The organism is Paracraurococcus ruber (assembly GCF_004353985.1).
GTDB lineage: Bacteria > Pseudomonadota > Alphaproteobacteria > Acetobacterales > Acetobacteraceae > Paracraurococcus > Paracraurococcus ruber.
Map to the genome: position 1 here is coordinate 1 of NZ_SMOA01000129.1, position 15074 is coordinate 15074.

12 protein-coding genes are annotated in these 15074 nt (G+C 74.9%); all 12 read left to right on the forward strand.

What is annotated here, in order from left to right; translation table 11 throughout:
• A partial coding sequence (locus tag E2C05_RS33195) for a hypothetical protein (protein ID WP_158292249.1) occupies positions 1-1641 on the forward strand: 1641 nt, incomplete at its 5' end.
• Positions 1642-1702: 61 nt separating this feature from the next.
• Positions 1703-2794 carry a type VI secretion system protein TssA gene (gene tssA / locus E2C05_RS19820; RefSeq protein ID WP_133221388.1) on the forward strand — a complete coding sequence of 364 codons (1092 nt, stop codon included), beginning with the start codon at positions 1703-1705 and terminating at the stop codon, positions 2792-2794.
• Between the two features lie 4 nt (positions 2795-2798).
• Positions 2799-3185, forward strand: coding sequence for a PAAR domain-containing protein (locus E2C05_RS19825; protein WP_133221389.1), 387 nt, complete (start codon positions 2799-2801; stop codon positions 3183-3185).
• Positions 3186-3284: 99 nt separating this feature from the next.
• A complete protein-coding gene (locus E2C05_RS19830; RefSeq protein WP_133221390.1) occupies positions 3285-4304 on the forward strand; it encodes a class I SAM-dependent methyltransferase in 1020 nt (339 codons plus the stop codon).
• A 72-nt stretch (positions 4305-4376) separates the two neighbouring features.
• A complete protein-coding gene (tssB, locus tag E2C05_RS19835; protein WP_133221391.1) occupies positions 4377-4898 on the forward strand; it encodes a type VI secretion system contractile sheath small subunit in 522 nt (173 codons plus the stop codon).
• A 24-nt stretch (positions 4899-4922) separates the two neighbouring features.
• A complete protein-coding gene (tssC, locus tag E2C05_RS19840; RefSeq protein ID WP_133221392.1) occupies positions 4923-6389 on the forward strand; it encodes a type VI secretion system contractile sheath large subunit in 1467 nt (488 codons plus the stop codon).
• Between the two features lie 74 nt (positions 6390-6463).
• Positions 6464-6958: an Hcp family type VI secretion system effector gene (locus tag E2C05_RS19845; protein WP_133221393.1), complete on the forward strand. Its 495-nt coding sequence runs from the start codon at positions 6464-6466 to the stop codon at positions 6956-6958.
• 16 nt (positions 6959-6974) lie between these two features.
• Positions 6975-7442 carry a type VI secretion system baseplate subunit TssE gene (tssE, locus tag E2C05_RS19850; RefSeq protein WP_133221394.1) on the forward strand — a complete coding sequence of 156 codons (468 nt, stop codon included), beginning with the start codon at positions 6975-6977 and terminating at the stop codon, positions 7440-7442.
• A 24-nt stretch (positions 7443-7466) separates the two neighbouring features.
• A complete protein-coding gene (tssF, locus tag E2C05_RS19855; RefSeq protein WP_133221395.1) occupies positions 7467-9257 on the forward strand; it encodes a type VI secretion system baseplate subunit TssF in 1791 nt (596 codons plus the stop codon).
• Complete coding sequence (gene tssG, locus E2C05_RS19860; protein ID WP_133221396.1) at positions 9221-10237, forward strand: type VI secretion system baseplate subunit TssG; 1017 nt, start codon at positions 9221-9223, stop codon at positions 10235-10237. Before tssF ends, tssG begins: the two co-directional genes overlap by 37 nt.
• A 145-nt stretch (positions 10238-10382) precedes the next feature.
• Positions 10383-12929, forward strand: coding sequence for a type VI secretion system ATPase TssH (gene tssH, locus E2C05_RS19865; RefSeq protein ID WP_133221397.1), 2547 nt, complete (start codon positions 10383-10385; stop codon positions 12927-12929).
• Complete coding sequence (locus E2C05_RS19870) at positions 12926-14959, forward strand: type VI secretion system Vgr family protein (protein ID WP_133221398.1); 2034 nt, start codon at positions 12926-12928, stop codon at positions 14957-14959. Before tssH ends, E2C05_RS19870 begins: the two co-directional genes overlap by 4 nt.
• Positions 14960-15074 lie beyond the last annotated feature (115 nt).

Below are 15074 nucleotides of genomic sequence, written 5' to 3' on the forward strand. Positions count from 1 at the left end.
CGCCCCTTCCTGCGCGCCGCCGCCCTGCCGGCCCCGCCGCCGCGCGCCGGCCTGGTCCGCTGGGACGTGGCGGCGCTGGAACAGGCGGCCACCGGCCTCGACGACCATGCGCTGTTCCTGGTGCGCGACCTGCCGGAGCTGCCGGAGCCCTTGCGGCAGGGCATCCGCCAGGCGGCGCAGGAAGGGCTGGCCGCAGGGCTGCGCGGCGCGGTCGCGCGGGCGCAGCTGCCCGCCGAAAGCGGGCGCGACCTGGTGCCGGCGCTGGAGGCGGCGCGCGCCGCGCATCCTGTCCTGCTGCGCCTGGTCGGCGGGCTGCGGGCCGCCGGCGCCGCGGCCGATGCCGCGGCCCTGGCCGAGGCGGTCGCGCAGCCCTCCCAGCGGCTGCTGGACAGCGCCTGGCTGCTGCTGGATGCCGGCAGCGCCTACCAGCCGCCGGTCGCGGCGCAGCTCGGCTGGGCGGAGGGGAAGCTCGACCTCGCCGCGCTCTACGCGCTGTCCGACGCGGCGCTGCTGCCCGGCCTACTGGCGCGGGAGAGGGAGCGGCTGCAGCGCCTCGCCGGCCTTGCCGCGCCGGTGCTGGCGACGCTCTCGGCGCCGGATCTGGGCGCCGCCGGCGCCCTGCCGCTGGCCGCCCGCTGGCGCGGCGTGGCGGAGGAACTGCAGCGCCATGCCCAGGGCCGGCCCGGCACCCTCGCCGCGCTGGAACGGCTGGTGGCGCAGGACCTGCCGGCGCTGACGCCCGCCGCCTGCGCCGACCTGGCGGCGCGCAACGGCGGCGACTGGTTCGCCGAACAGGCGGCGCGGCTGCGCACCCGCGTCCGCGCGCTCTGCCGGCGGGAGGCGGAGGCGCGCGGCACCGGCGCCTGGGACTCGCTGGGCGAATCCTTCGGCCGGCTGCTGGCCGGGCGCTGGCCCTTCGCGCCGCTCTCGGCCGCCGAGCGCGGGCCCTATGCGACGGTGCAGCAGGTGGCGGAATTCTACGCCGATTTCGACAACAAGGCGGCCGCCACGCTGGCCGCCCTGCCGGCCGACCCCACGCTGGCCGCGGAGATGCGGCGGGTGATCGAGCAGCTGCGCCAGGCCCGCGCCTTCCTCCGCCCGCTGGCGGGGCTGGAGGGGGCGGAACCGGGCCTGACGCTGACCCCGCAATTCCGCCTGCTGCCGGAGCAGGAGCAGGGCGGCGACGCCATCATCGAATGGCGCCTCGCCGGCCGCGCCGCCACAACCAGCAGCATGGGCCCGCCGCGGCCGGTGCCCTGGCGCATCGGCGACCCGCTGACCCTCTCCCTCCGCTGGGCCCGCAACGCGCCGCTGCAGCCGGTGCAGGTGCTGCCGGGCGGGCCGCGGGCGGAGGCCGGCCTGGTGACCATCGCCGCCCGCGATCCCTGGGCGCTGGTGACGCTGGCGCGCCGCCTGGCGCCCATGGCGGGAGACTGGCAGGCGACGCCGGGCGATCCCGGCCCGGTGCTGGCCATCGAGGTGCAGACCGCCGAGTCCGGCACCGCGGCCGGCAGCGGCCCGGCGGCGCGGGTCTTCGCCGGGCTCGGCATCGCCGCCGGCGGGGCGCGCATCCCGCTGCCCGCCTTCCCCACCGTCTGGCCCGGCAGCGCGCCCGGCCGGCTGGCCGCGGCCGGGCCATGAGGCCGGCCCCGCCCCGCCGGGCCCCGCGCCGCCCGCGCGCCGGCCGCTGAGGAGACCCGCCATGGCCCTGCTCGACCTCGAGGCGCTGCTGCAGCCCATCCCCGGCGCCCTGCCCGGCGGCCCCTGCCTGCGCGACGACCCGGTCTTCGACGAGATCCGCGACCTGCGGCGGGAGGATGACGCGCAGGCGCCGCGCGGCGTCTGGCGCAGCAAGCTGAAGCAGGCCGACTGGCCGCAGGTGATCGCCCGCGCGCAGGAGATGCTGGCGACCGGCAGCAAGGACCTCCAGCTCGCCGCCTGGCTGGCGGAGGCGCTGGCGGTGCGGCACGGCCCGCCCGGGCTGGCCGCCGGCTTCGCCCTGCTGGAAGGGCTGGTGAAGCGCTTCTGGCCCTTCCTCTGGCCCGCCCCGGGCGACGACCCGGAGGATGATGCCCGCGCCGCGGTGCTGGACTGGCTGGACGCCAGGCTGCCCGAGCGGCTGATGCTGCAGCCCATGGCGACGGCCGGGGAGCCGCCGCCGACCTGGCACGACCATGCCTCCCTGCAGCGGCGGCGCGCCGGGCCGCACCGCCTCTCGCCCGAGGAGGAGGAGCGCGCTGCGGCGCTGGCCAAGGCGGTCGCCCGCACGCCGACCGCCGCCTACCGGGAGATGCTACTGGGCGTGCTACGGGCGGAAGCGGCGGTGGACGGGGTGCTGGCCGCGCTGCGCGGCGTCGGCGCCGCCACCCTGCCCGCCTTCGCCGACCTGCGCGCCACCCTCTCCGCCCAGCGCGCCTTCCTGCATGCCGAGGTGCTGGGCCGCGGCGTGCCGGCCGAGGAAGCCGTGGCGCCGCTGCCCGCCCCGCCCGAAGCCCGGCCCTCGCCGCCCGCCCCGACGGAGCCCCGCCCCATGGACGCCCTGCCGCCCCGCCTGCCCAATGGCCTGCCCAGTGACCTGCCTCATGGCCCGATCCCGGACCGGGAAGCCGCTTACCAGCTGCTGGAGGAGGTGGCGGCCTATCTGGAACGGATCGAGCCGCACAGCCCGGTGCCGCCGCTGCTGCGCCGCGCCATCGGCTGGGGCCGCATGGCCCTGCCGGAGCTGCTGGCCGAGCTGATGCAGGAGGAAGGCGGGCCCTTCCGCCTGCTGCGCATCGCCCGGCAGGCGGACTAGCCGCATGGGCAAGCCGGCCGCCCGGCTGGGCGACATGGTCAAGCAGGATGCGCCGCATTGCCATGCGCCGATGCATCCGGCGGCGCCGGTGCCGACCGCCTGCCCGCATCCCGGCCTGCCGCTGCCCATCCTGAAGGGCGCGCCCACCGTGCTGATCGGCAACATGCCGGCGGCGACGCTGACCAGCCAGACCGCGCCCTGCCTGCTGCCGGGCTGCGTGCCGGGCGGGCCGGGGATGGTCTCGCTCGGCTCCGCCACCGTGCTGATCGGCGGGCTGCCGGCCGCCCGCGTGGGCGACATGACGCTGCATGCCAGCTGCGTCGCGCCGCTGCCGGCACCGACCGGCACCATCCAGCCGCCCGGCTGCCCCACCGTGCTGATCGGCGGCTAGGGCATGCCGCATTCGCGCCCGCCGACCGCGCCCGCCATGGCCGGCCGGACCTTCCCCGTCATCCCCGGGCGCCCCTGCGGGCGCGGTGGGCGCTAGGCCGTGCGGCTCGCCGCGCTGGAGGCCTTCGCCCCCTGCTGCCCGCGCTGTGCCGGGGCCGCACCGCCCCTGGCGCTCGAGCCTGGCTGGCAGGGCAGCGCCGGCCGGGTGGACCATGGCGTGCTGGCCTGCGCCGCCTGCGGCACCGCCTATCCGGTGGTGGGCGGCGTCCCCGTCCTGGTCGCCGATCCGGGCCGCTACCTGGGCGAGGCCGGCGCGTATCTGCTGGCGCGGGACGACCTGCCCGAGGCGGTGGAGGATGCGATCGGCCGGCACATGCCGCCCGGCGGCTGGTTCGACGCGGCGCGGCACTATGCCTCGACCTATGGGCGCGACCATTGGGGGGCGCATGACCCCGCCGATCCCGGCTGGCCGGCGCCCGGCAGCGCCCGCCGCCTGCTGGAGGCGGCGCTGCCCGCCCTGCCGGACGGCCCCGGCCTGGTGCTGGAACTGGGCTGCGCCGCCGGCGGCGTGACGCATGCCCTGGCCGACATCGCGCGCGCGCCGGTCCTCGGCCTCGACCTCTCGGCGCCCCTGGCGCGCATCGCCCAGCGGGCGCTGCAGCAGGGGCTGGCGCGCTACCCGCTGCGGCTGCAGGGCACCGAATTCGCGCTGCGGCAGGTGGCGGTGCCGCCGCCCGCCACGCTGGCCGAGACATGGATCGCCGACGCCATGGCGCCGCCCCTGCCGGCCGGCTGCGCCCGGCTGGTGGTGGCGCTGAACCTGCTGGACTGCGTCGCCGATCCGCGCGGGCTGCTGGCGGCGATCGCGCGGCTGCTGCGGCCCGGCGGCGTGGCGCTGGTCGGCACGCCCTTCGACTGGTCGCCCAACGCCACCCCGGCCGAGGCCTGGCCGGGCGCCCGCGCGCAGCGCGAGCCGACGCCGGCGCTGGCCGAGCTGCTCGACGCGGCCGGGCTGCGGCCGCTGGCCCCGGCGCGGGAGCTGGACTGGACGCTGCGGCTGCATGCCCGCGCGGCGATGACCTATCGCGCCAGCATCCTCTGCGCCGAGCGGGGCGGCTAACGCCGGATTCACCCGCGCCGCCGATGGTGTCGCCCGGGGAGCGCCACCTGGCTGCGCAAGGAGATTTCCGGCATGAGCGAGAGCACGCAGAAGAAGCTTGGGCGGGTGCGACCGCCGCGCGTGCAGATCACCTACGATGTCGAGACCGGCGGCGCGATCGAGAAGAAGGAGCTGCCCTTCCTGGTCGGCATCATGGCCGACCTGTCGGGCAAGCGCAGCGCCGATACGCCGCTGCCGAAGCTGAAGGCGCGCAAATTCGTCGAGATCGACCGCGACAACTTCAACGACGTGATGACCGGCATCGCGCCGCGCCTGGCCTTCCAGGTGCCGAACATGCTGCAGGACGACGGCAGCAAGCTGAACGTCGCGCTGACCTTCACCGAGATCGACAGCTTCGAGCCGGTGGCGGTGCTGAAGCAGGTGCCGGCGCTGGCGAAGCTGTACGGCGCCCGGCAGAAGCTGAACGACCTGCTGGCGAAGCTGGACGGCAACGACGAGCTGGACCGGATGCTGAACGACGTGATCGGCAGCACCGAGAAGCAGGCGGAGCTGCGCGGCCTGCTCGCGGCCGACAACCCGGCCCCGGCCGCCTGAGCCCCCGCCCGAAGGAGACCCACCGTGCCCAACGACACCTCCACGGCGGCCGCCCCCGCCGCCACCCTGCTGGACAGCATCCTGGATGAGGGGCGCCTCGCGCTCGAACCCTCCCAGCGCGACCATGCCCGCGACCTGGTCGCCGAATTCGTCGACCAGGTGCTGGCCGAAGGCGGCAAGGTCCAGGGCGACGTGGTCGAGAGCATCAAGCTCCGCATCGCCGAGATCGACCGGCTGATCTCCGCCCAGCTGAACGAGATCATGCACGACGCCGAGTTCCAGGCGCTGGAGGCCAGCTGGCGCGGCCTGCACCACTTGGTGTCGCGCAGCGAGACCGGGCCGACCCTGAAGCTGCGCGTCCTCAACGTCTCGAAGTCCGAGCTGGCGCAGGACCTGGAGAAGGCGGTCGAGTTCGACCAGTCCGCGCTGTTCAAGAAGGTCTATGAGGAGGAGTACGGCACCTTCGGCGGCACGCCCTACGGCCTGCTGGTCGGCGACTACGAGTTCGGCCGGCATCCGCAGGACGTGCAGCTGCTGGAGAAGATCAGCAACGTCGCCGCCGCCGCGCATGCGCCCTTCATCGCCGCCGCCAGCCCGCTGATGTTCGGCCTCGAGAGCTTCACCAAGCTGCCGGATCCGCGCGACCTGGCGAACATCTTCGAGACGACGGAGATGATCAAGTGGCGGTCCTTCCGCAACGCGGAGGACAGCCGCTATGTCGGGCTGTGCATGCCGCGCATCCTGATGCGCCTGCCCTACGGGGAGGCGACGAAGCCGGTCGACGGCCTGCGCTTCGAGGAGGAGGTGGACGGCACCGACCACGGCCGGTACCTGTGGGGCAACGCCGCCTGGGCGCTGGCCGAGCGCATCACCGCCGCCTTCGCCAAGCATGGCTGGTGCGCCGCCATCCGCGGCGTCGAGGGCGGCGGCAAGGTCGAGGGCCTGCCGACGCATGTCTTCCGCACCGATGACGGCGAGGTCGCGCACAAATGCCCGACCGAGGTCGCCATCACCGACCGGCGGGAGAAGGAGCTCTCCGACCTAGGCTTCATCCCGCTGGTGCACTGCAAGTCCACCGACTACGCCGCCTTCTTCGGCGCGCAGACGGCCAACAAGGCGAAGCTGTACGACACCGCCGAGGCGAATGCGAATGCCCGGCTTTCCGCGGTGCTGACCTACATGCTCGCGGCGTCGCGCTTCGCCCACTACCTGAAGGTGATGGTGCGGGACAAGGTCGGCAGCTTCTCCACCGCCGGCCAGCTGTCCAACTACCTCAACCGCTGGCTCGCCGAATACATCCTGCTGATGGACGAGGCGGCGCATGAGGACAAGGCGCGGCTGCCGCTGCGCGAGGGCCGCGTCGATGTCAGCGAGGTGCCGGGCCGCCCGGGCAGCTACCGCGCCACGGTCTTCCTGCGGCCGCATTTCCAGCTGGAGGAGCTGACGGCGTCCATCCGCCTGGTGGCGGAGCTGCCGGCGCCGGCCGCCTGACCCTTCCGCCCGCCTGACGCCGGCCGCCCCCGGGCGGCCGGCCCCTTCCCCTCCTCGACACCGCGAAGGCTCCCATGCCCGACATCATCCTCGAGCTCGAAGGCATCAACGGCGACCTGGCCGTCGAAGGCTATGTGAAGAACATGATCCTGTGCAACGGCTTCTCCTTCAGCTGCAACCAGCCGGTGGACTACACGCTGAACAAGCACCGCACGACCGGCACCATCAACATCAGCAACGTGTCGCTGACCCGCTTCGTCGACCTGTCCTCCGTGCAGCTGATGGCGAAGATGTTCCAGGGGCATACCTGGCCGGTGACCAAGCTGCACTTCCTGAAGGCCGGCGACGTGGACGGCCAGGCGAAGTCGGAATTCCTCACCGTCGAGATGAGCAACACCATCATCGCCGATATCGGCTATGCCGGCAGCGGCGGCGGGGAGGAGATGTCGGAATCCCTGACGCTGAACTTCACCAAGATCAAGTTCACCTACAAGACCCAGGACGAGAAGTCCTCCATCGCGGGCAACGTCACCGCGACCTGGGACCTGCTCGCCAAGAAGAATTCCTGACCGCGGGGCGGCGGCGATGCGTCGCCCGGACGTGCCGGCGCGGCAGCGGGGGCTCCGGCCGCCGCTGTTCGACCGGCTCTTCGACCTGCAGCCCGGCGCCGCCGACAGCGCCGATGCGCGGCTGCTGGCGGAAGCGGATCTGCGGCAATCCGTGGCGCGGCATCTCGGCCACCTGCTGGATGCCCGCCGCGCGGCGCGGCATGGGGCGGAGCTGACGGTGCTGGACTGGGGCGTGCCAGACATCGCCGGCCTGCCGCGCCGCGACGGCAGGGCGCAGGCCGCCTGGCTGGAGGCGGTGCGGGAGGCGCTTGCGCGGTTCGAGCCTCGGCTGCGCGACCCGCGGCTCGAGCTGCGGGAGACCACCGAGGCAGGGCGTGCGCGCCTTTGCATCCACGGCCGCCTCGCCCTCGCCGACGCGGCGGAGCCCGTGCTGGTCGAGCTGGCGCTCGACGCCCCCGCGGACCTGCTCGCGGACGCGGCGTGAGCCGCGCCGCATGAGACCGGCGCCATGAGGCAGGGCGACGCCCGCGACGAGGTTCTCGGCTACTACCAGCGGGAGCTGCACTACCTGCGGCAGGCGGGGGCGGAATTCGCCGCCGCCTTCCCCAAGGTGGCCGGCCGGCTCGAATTGGGCCCGGACGGCAGCAGCGACCCGCATGTCGAGCGGCTGATCGAGAGCGTCGCCTTCCTCACCGGCCGGATCCAACGGGCGATCGACGGCGAATTCCCCCGCCTGACCGACGCGCTGCTCGGCCTGCTGCACCCGCAGCTGGCGGCGCCGCAGCCGGCGGCGGCGATCCTGCGGCTGGACGCGCCGGCGCTGCCGCCCGGCGGGCTGGCGGTGCCGCGCGGCGCCATGCTGTCGGCCCGCACCGGCGACGACCTGCGCTGCCGCTTCCGCACCTGCGCCCCGGCGCGGCTCTGGCCCGTCCTGGCCGGCATGCCGGAATGCCGCGACACCGGCGCCTGGCCCTTCCTCGACAACGATCCGGCGGCGGCGGTGCTGCGCCTGCCGCTGACCCTGGCGGAAGGCGCCGCGGCGGAGATGGGCGGGCAGGCGCTGCGGCTCTTCCTCGGCGGCGACGCCGCCGCGGCGGCCCGGCTGCAGGAAGTGCTGCTGGCCGGCTGCGACCGCATCGCCTTCGTGCCGGCGGGTGGCGCCGCCATCCTCCGCCCCGCCGCCGTGGCGCTGCGACCCGCCGGCTTCGCCGAGGAGGAGGCGCTGCTGCCCGACGCCTGCGCGGTGCATCCGGCGCATGCGCTGCTGCGGGACTACTTCGCCTTCCCCGCGAAATTCCTCTTCGTCGACCTGCTGCTGCCGCCGCTGCCGCCCTGCCAGGCGCTCGACGTGCTGTTCCTGCTGCCGGCGCCGCCCGGCCGGCTGGCGCTCGGCGCCGACAGCCTGCTGCCCGGCTGCGTGCCGGCGGTGAACCTGTTTGAGCATGTGGCGGAACCGCTCCGCCTCTCCCACACCCAGGCCGAGCACCGGCTGGTGCCGGATGCGCGGCTGGAGCCGGTGATGGAGGTGCACAGCGTGACCCGGCTGCGCGCCTGGGACGCGGCGGCCGAGGCCTGGCGCGACATCCCGCCCTTCTTCTCGCTCCGCCATGCCGGGGCGGACCCGGCGGCCGGCTGGCTGCTGCGGCGTGCCCCGGCGGCGCGGCGGGCCATGGGCGGCAGCGATGCCTGGCTCTCGCTCAGCGATCCCGGGCTCGGTCCGGACAGCCCGGCGGAGCTCACCCTCGTCGCGCATTGCCTCTGCACCAACCGCCTGCTGGCGGACCAGGTGCCGGCCGGCGCGCGGCTCGACTTCGACGACCCGATGGGCGGCGCGCGTGCCATCTGCCTCACCCGCCCCACCCCGCCGCGGCCGGCGCCCCAGGGCGGGGAGACGGCCTGGTGGCTGGTCTCGCAGTTCGCGCTCAACCACCTCTCCCTGGCGGAGGGGCCGGGGGCGTTGGCGGCGCTGCGGGAGATCCTGCTGCTGCACGCGGCGGAAGGCGATGCGGCGGCGCGGCAGCAGGTGCTCGGCCTGCGGGAGATGACCTGCCGCCGCGTCACCCGCCGGGTCGGCACGGGGGTGCGCAGCGCGCTGGCGCAGGGCTTGGCCATCACGCTCACGGTCGATGAAAGGCTGTTCGCCGGCGGCAGCGCCCTGCTGCTGGGCGCGGTGCTGGACCGCTTCCTGGCGCTGCACGCCTCGGTCAACGGCTTCACCCAACTGACGCTCCGCAGCCAGCAGCGGGGCGGGGACTGGCATGCATGGCCACCGCGCACCGGCGCCGCCCCGCTCGGCTGAGCGAAGCGCTGGCCGCCGGCGGAGGCGACCTGCTGCAGGTGGCCGCGCTGCTGGACGGCTTCGGCCGCCGCGATGGCCGCCTGCCGATGGGGGAAGCGCCATCGCCGGCGCGCGAGGCCTTCCGCTACCAGGCGCAGGCGCATCTCCGCTTCCCGCCGGCCGAGGTCGACCGGGTGGCCTGGGACGCGGTGCCGCGGCTGCTCTCCTCCGCCTTCGGCCTGCTCGGCCATCACGGCCCGCTGCCGGACTGGATCACCGAGGAACTGGCGCAGCGCCTGCGCCGCGGCGACCGGGCGGCGCAGGAATTCCTGGGCGTCTTCGAACACCGGCTCTTCGCGCTCCGGGTCCGTGCCCAGGCGCGGCTGCGGCCGGGCCAAGCCGGGCTGGCGGCGGCGGACGGCCCGGCGGGCCGGATCGTCTTCGCCCTGCTCGGCCTCGGCCTGCCGGCGCTGCGCGGGCGCATGGACCTACCGGATGCCGCCCTGCTGCCGCATGCCGGGCTGCTGCTGGGCCGCAGCCGCTCCGCCGCCGCGCTGCAGGCGGTGCTGCGGCGGCAATTCGGCGTGCCGGTCGCGGTGCGGCCCTTCCAGGGGCGCTGGCTGCGGCTGGCCCCCGCCGACCGCACCCGCATCGGCGCCACCGGCCGGCACCGCGCGCTGGGCGGCGGCGCGCTGCTCGGCGGCCGGGCCTGGGATGCGGCCAGCCGCTTCGCCGTCGTGCTGGGGCCGCTGACGCTGCCGCAGCACCTGGCGCTGCTGCCGGGGGGCGCCGCGCATGCCGCCCTCCGCGCCCTCATTCGCTTCCACAAGACCGAGGACCTGGATGTCGTGCTCGCCTTGATGCTCCGGCAGGATGCCGTGCCGCCGCTCCGCCTCTCGACCCGGCCGGGGGACGCGGCGCGCCTCGGCTGGACCAGCATCCTGCGCGGCCGGCCGCGCGGCCCGGTCACGGTGCGGCTGGGCGGGGGGCCGGGCGCATGAAGCCCATGGCCGCCGCGCCGGACCGGCCGCCGGCGCCGCCGGCAGGGAATGCGGAGACTGCCCGCCGCCGGGCGACGCCGCCGGCATCGCGGCGCGAGCTTGCCATGCATGGGCGGTGCGGCGGGCCTCGCCAGGGACCGCGGGCATGAGCCGCGACATCCGCCAACTCGTCGGCAAGCTGGCGCCGGATGCGAAGCGGGCGCTGGAGCGCGCCGCCAATGCCTGCGCCGCCGCGACGCAGGGCGCGGTGCTGATCGAGCACCTGCTGCTGCAATTCCTCGACCCGCCGGATCCCGACTGGGCCTGCGTGCTGGCGGAATACGGGCTGGCGCCGGACGCGCTGGCGCGGCAGGTGCAGCGGGCGCTGGAAGGGGTGGCGCGGGGCGCGACGCGCACGCCGACGCTCGATTCCGTGCTGCTGGACGCGGTGGAGGAAGGCTGGGTCGTCGCCTCCCTCACGCTGCAGGCGCCGCAGGTGCGGCCGGGCGCGCTGCTGCTGGCCATCCTGCAGCGCGACACCTGCCGCTCCGCCCTGGTGGAGGCCTGCCCGCCTTTGCTCACCATCCCGCGGGAGGAGCTGGCGGCGCGGCTGCGCGGCCTGCTGGCCCCGGGTGAGGCGGCGGCGCCGGGGCCCGAGCTGGACCAGTACACCACCGACCTCACCGCCCTCGCCCGTGCCGGCCGCCTGGACCCGATCCTGGGGCGGGATGCGGAACTGGCCCAGGTGATCGACATCCTGATGCGCCGGCGGCAGAACAACCCGCTGCTGGTCGGGGAGCCGGGCGTCGGCAAGACCGCGGTGGCCGAGGCGCTGGCGCAGCGCATCGCCGCCGGGGAGGTGCCGGCGCCGCTGCGTGGGATGGCCGTCCGCAGCCTCGATCTCGGCCTGCTGCAGGCCGGTGCCGGGGTGCGGGGGGAATTCGAGCAGCGGTTGAAATCGGTGGTCGCCGCCGTCTCCCGCGCGCCGGTCATCCTCTTCGTGGACGAGGCGCATACGCTCATCGGCGCCGGCGGCCAGGCCGGCCAGGGCGATGCCGCCAACCTGCTGAAGCCAGCCCTGGCGCGCGGGGAGCTGCGCTGCATCGCCGCCACCACCTGGGCGGAATACAAGCGGCACATCGAGAAGGACCCGGCGCTGGCCCGCCGCTTCCAGCCGGTGAAGGTCGAGGAGCCGACGGAGGCGGTGGCGATCCGCATGCTGCGCGGCGTGACCGCCAGGCTCGAAGCGCATCACCGCGTCCGGGTGACGGAGGAGGCGGTGGCGGCCGCCGTCCGCCTCAGCTCCCGCTACATCAGCGGCCGGCAGCAGCCGGACAAGGCGCTGTCGGTGCTGGACACCGCCTGCGCCCGCGCCGCGGTGGCGCGGGATGCGCGGCCGCCGGCGCTGCAGGCGCTGGCCGACTGGCAGGCGGCGATCGCCGAGGAAGCTGCGCGGCTGCGGCGGGAAGCCGCGGCCGGCGTGCCGCATGCCCCGCGCCTGGCGGCCCTGGCCGAGGAGGCGGAGGGCCTGGCGCGCGAGCAGGCGACGCTGGCGGCGCGGTGGGAGCGGGAGCGCGACCTGGTGCGGGCGCTGCAGGCGCTGCTCTCGGCGCCGGAGCCGCCCGCCGCCCTCGACCTCGCCGCGCTGCGGCAGGACCTGGCGGCGGTGCAGGGCGCGGCGCCGCTGGTCCCGGCCGAGGTGGATGCGCGGCTGGTGGGCGAGGTCGTCGCGGCCTGGACCGGCATCCCGGTCGGGCGGATGCTGCAGGACGAGGTGGCGGCGGTGCTGGATGCCGCGCCGGCGCTGGCCCGCCGCGTGGTCGGCCAGGACCAGGCGCTGGACGCGATCGCCCGGCGGCTGCGCAGCTGGCGCGCCGGCCTGGCCGACCCCGGCAAGCCGGCCGGCGTTTTCCTGCTGTGCGGCCCGACCGGCGTCGGCAAGACCGAGACGGCGCAGGCGCTGGCCGACCTGCTGTTCGGCGGGGACCGCGGGCTGGTGACGATCGCCATGTCCGAGTTCCAAGAGCCGCACAGCGTCGCCCTGCTGAAGGGCGCGCCGCCCGGCTATGTCGGCCATGGCCAGGGCGGCGTGCTGACCGAGGCGGTGCGCCGCCAGCCCTATTCCGTCGTGCTGCTCGATGAGCTGGAGAAGGCGCATCCGGATGTCACCGACCTGTTCTACCAGGTCTTCGACAAGGGTCGGCTGGAGGACAGCGAGGGCGTGGAGGCGGATTTCCGCCACAGCGTCATCGTCATGACCAGCAACCTGGGCGCCGAGCGGATCGAGGCGCTGGCCGCCGCCGGGGAACGCGACGCGGAGGCGCTGGCCGAAGCGATCCGCCCCGACCTGCTGGCCCGCTTCAAGCCGGCCTTCCTGGCCCGCTGCACTGTCGTGCCCTACCTGCCGCTGGCGGCGGACACGGTGCGGCAGGTGGTCGCCCTCAAGCTCGACAAGGTGGCGGCGCGGCTGGCGGCCCAGCACCGCGCCCGCATCGCCTTCGCCCCGGCGATCGCGGAGGCCGTGCTGGCGCAATGCCTGGCCCTGCCCGGCGGCGGCGCCCGCCTGGCCGACCAGGTGATGGAGACCCTGCTGCTGCCGCAACTGGCCGAGGCGGTGCTGCTCCGGCTCGGCCGCGGCGAGGCCTTCGCCGCCCTCGCGGTCGATCTCGACCAGGCGGGCGAGGTGCGCTGCCGCTTCGAGGCCGCGCCATGAGCGCGCCGCAGGACCTGCGCCAGGGGTCGCAATACCTCTCCATCACCACCGCGGCGGGGGAAGGCGCCCTGCAGCTCTCCCGCATCCGCGGGCGGGAGGCGATGAGCGAGCCCTTCGCCTACGACCTCGAGCTCTATGCCAATGGCGCCGGGCCCTCCTGCGCCTCCCTGATCGGGACGGAGGCGTCGGTCGCCATCAAGGCCGCGGACGGGACCACGCGCCACATCCATGGCGTGCTGACCGGCTTCGGCATCAGCGGCGCCTGGCCCGATCCGGGCCGCACCTTCTTCCGCGCCCGGCTGGAACCGAAGCTCGCCTTGCTCGACCTCACCGGCGATTGCCGGATCTTCCAGTCGCTCTCGGCCGTCGACATCGCCACGCAGGTGCTCTCGGGCGGCGGCGTGACCGCGGTGAAGAAATCCCTCAGCGCCGGCTACACGGCACGGGACTACTGCGTGCAATGGCGGGAGAGCGACCTGGCCTTCATCCGCCGCCTGCTGGAGGATGAGGGGATCGGCTTCTGGTTCAGCCATGCGACAAGCGCGCATACGCTGGTGCTGGCGGACAGCGCCAATGCCTACACCGCGACGCCCGGGACCAGCACCATCCACTGGCGCCCGGATGCCGGGGCGGGGTTCGAGGATGACGCGGCCGCCGATTGCGCGCTGGAATTGCGGCTGCGCCCGGATTCCTTCGGCACCGATGCCTGGAGCTTCGAGACGCCTTCCGCCGCGCTCTACGCCAAGGCGGCCGGCAGCGGCAGCAAGCGGCTGCTGAACGACTGGGATGGCCGCTTCGCCAGCGCGGCGGCGGGGGAGAAGCTCGCCAAGCTCCGCCTCGCGGCGCATGAGGCGACGGCGAAGCTGCTGCGGCTGCGCGGCTCGCTGCGCTCGCTGGCCTGCGGCCAGAGCTTCACGCTGGCGGGCCATCCGCGGGCGGAGCTGAACGGGTCCTGGGCGGTCCTGTCGGTGACCTTGGACGCGACGCCCGACTGCTACGAGGCGGAGGTGGTGGCGCTGCCCGCCGCCACCGTCTTCCGGCCGCTGCCGGCGGTGCCGCGGCCGCGCATCGCCTCCGCCCAGACCGCCATCGTCACCGGCCCGGCGGGGGAGGAGATCCACACCGACAAATACGGCCGGGTGAAGGTGCAATTCCACTGGGACCGCGTCGGCAAGGCGGACGACACGTCCAGTTGCTGGCTGCGCGTGGTGCAGGGCTGGGCCGGCACCGGCTTCGGCGCGCATTTCACCCCGCGCGTCGGGACGGAGGTCGTCATCGGCTTCCTCGACGGCGACCCGGACCAGCCGCTGGTCATCGGCGCCGTGCACAATGCCGAACGCACGCTGCCCTATGCCATGCCGGCCAACAAGACGCGCAGCACCATCCGCACCAAGAGCTCCCCCAAGGGCGCGGCCGACGCCGCCAACGAGCTGCGCTTCGAGGACAAGACGGGTTCCGAGGAAGTCTATCTCCGCGCCCAGAAGGACCTGACGGTCGAGGTCCTGAACGACGTCACCGAGACCATCACCCATGACCGCACCACCAGCATCGACAATGACGACACGCTGACGGTGAAGCAGGCCCGCAAGGTCACGGTCTCGGAAGGCGACGAGAGCCTGACGGTGTCGAAGGGCAAGCGCAGCGTCACCGTGAAGGGTGACGAGACGCATACAAACAGCGGCGACTTCACCCATAAGGTCTCGGGCGACTACAGCCTGACGGTCGGCGGCGACATGACGCTGACGGTGACCGGCAAGCTCACCATCAAGGCGGCGTCCGTCGCGATCGAGGGCAGCAAGGGCACGGTGGCGCTGAAGGCGGCGACCAGCCTCGACCTCGACGCCAATTCCAACATCGCGCTGTCGGCCAATGCCAAGCTCAGCGGCACCGGCAAGGCGGGGGTCAGCCTGTCCTCCACCGGCCAGCTCGACATCAAGGGCGCCATGGCGAATTTCAAGGCGGATGCGATGGGGGAGGTGAGCGCCGGCGGCATCCTCACGGTGAAGGGCGCGCTGGTGAAGATCAACTGATGCCGGCGGCCTGGCTGCGCCGCCTGCCGCCGCTGCCGACGCCGGAATTGCCGGCGGCGGCGGGCGCGGCGCTGGCGCGCGCCGTGGCGCTGGCGCATGCGCCCGCCAGCGCGCG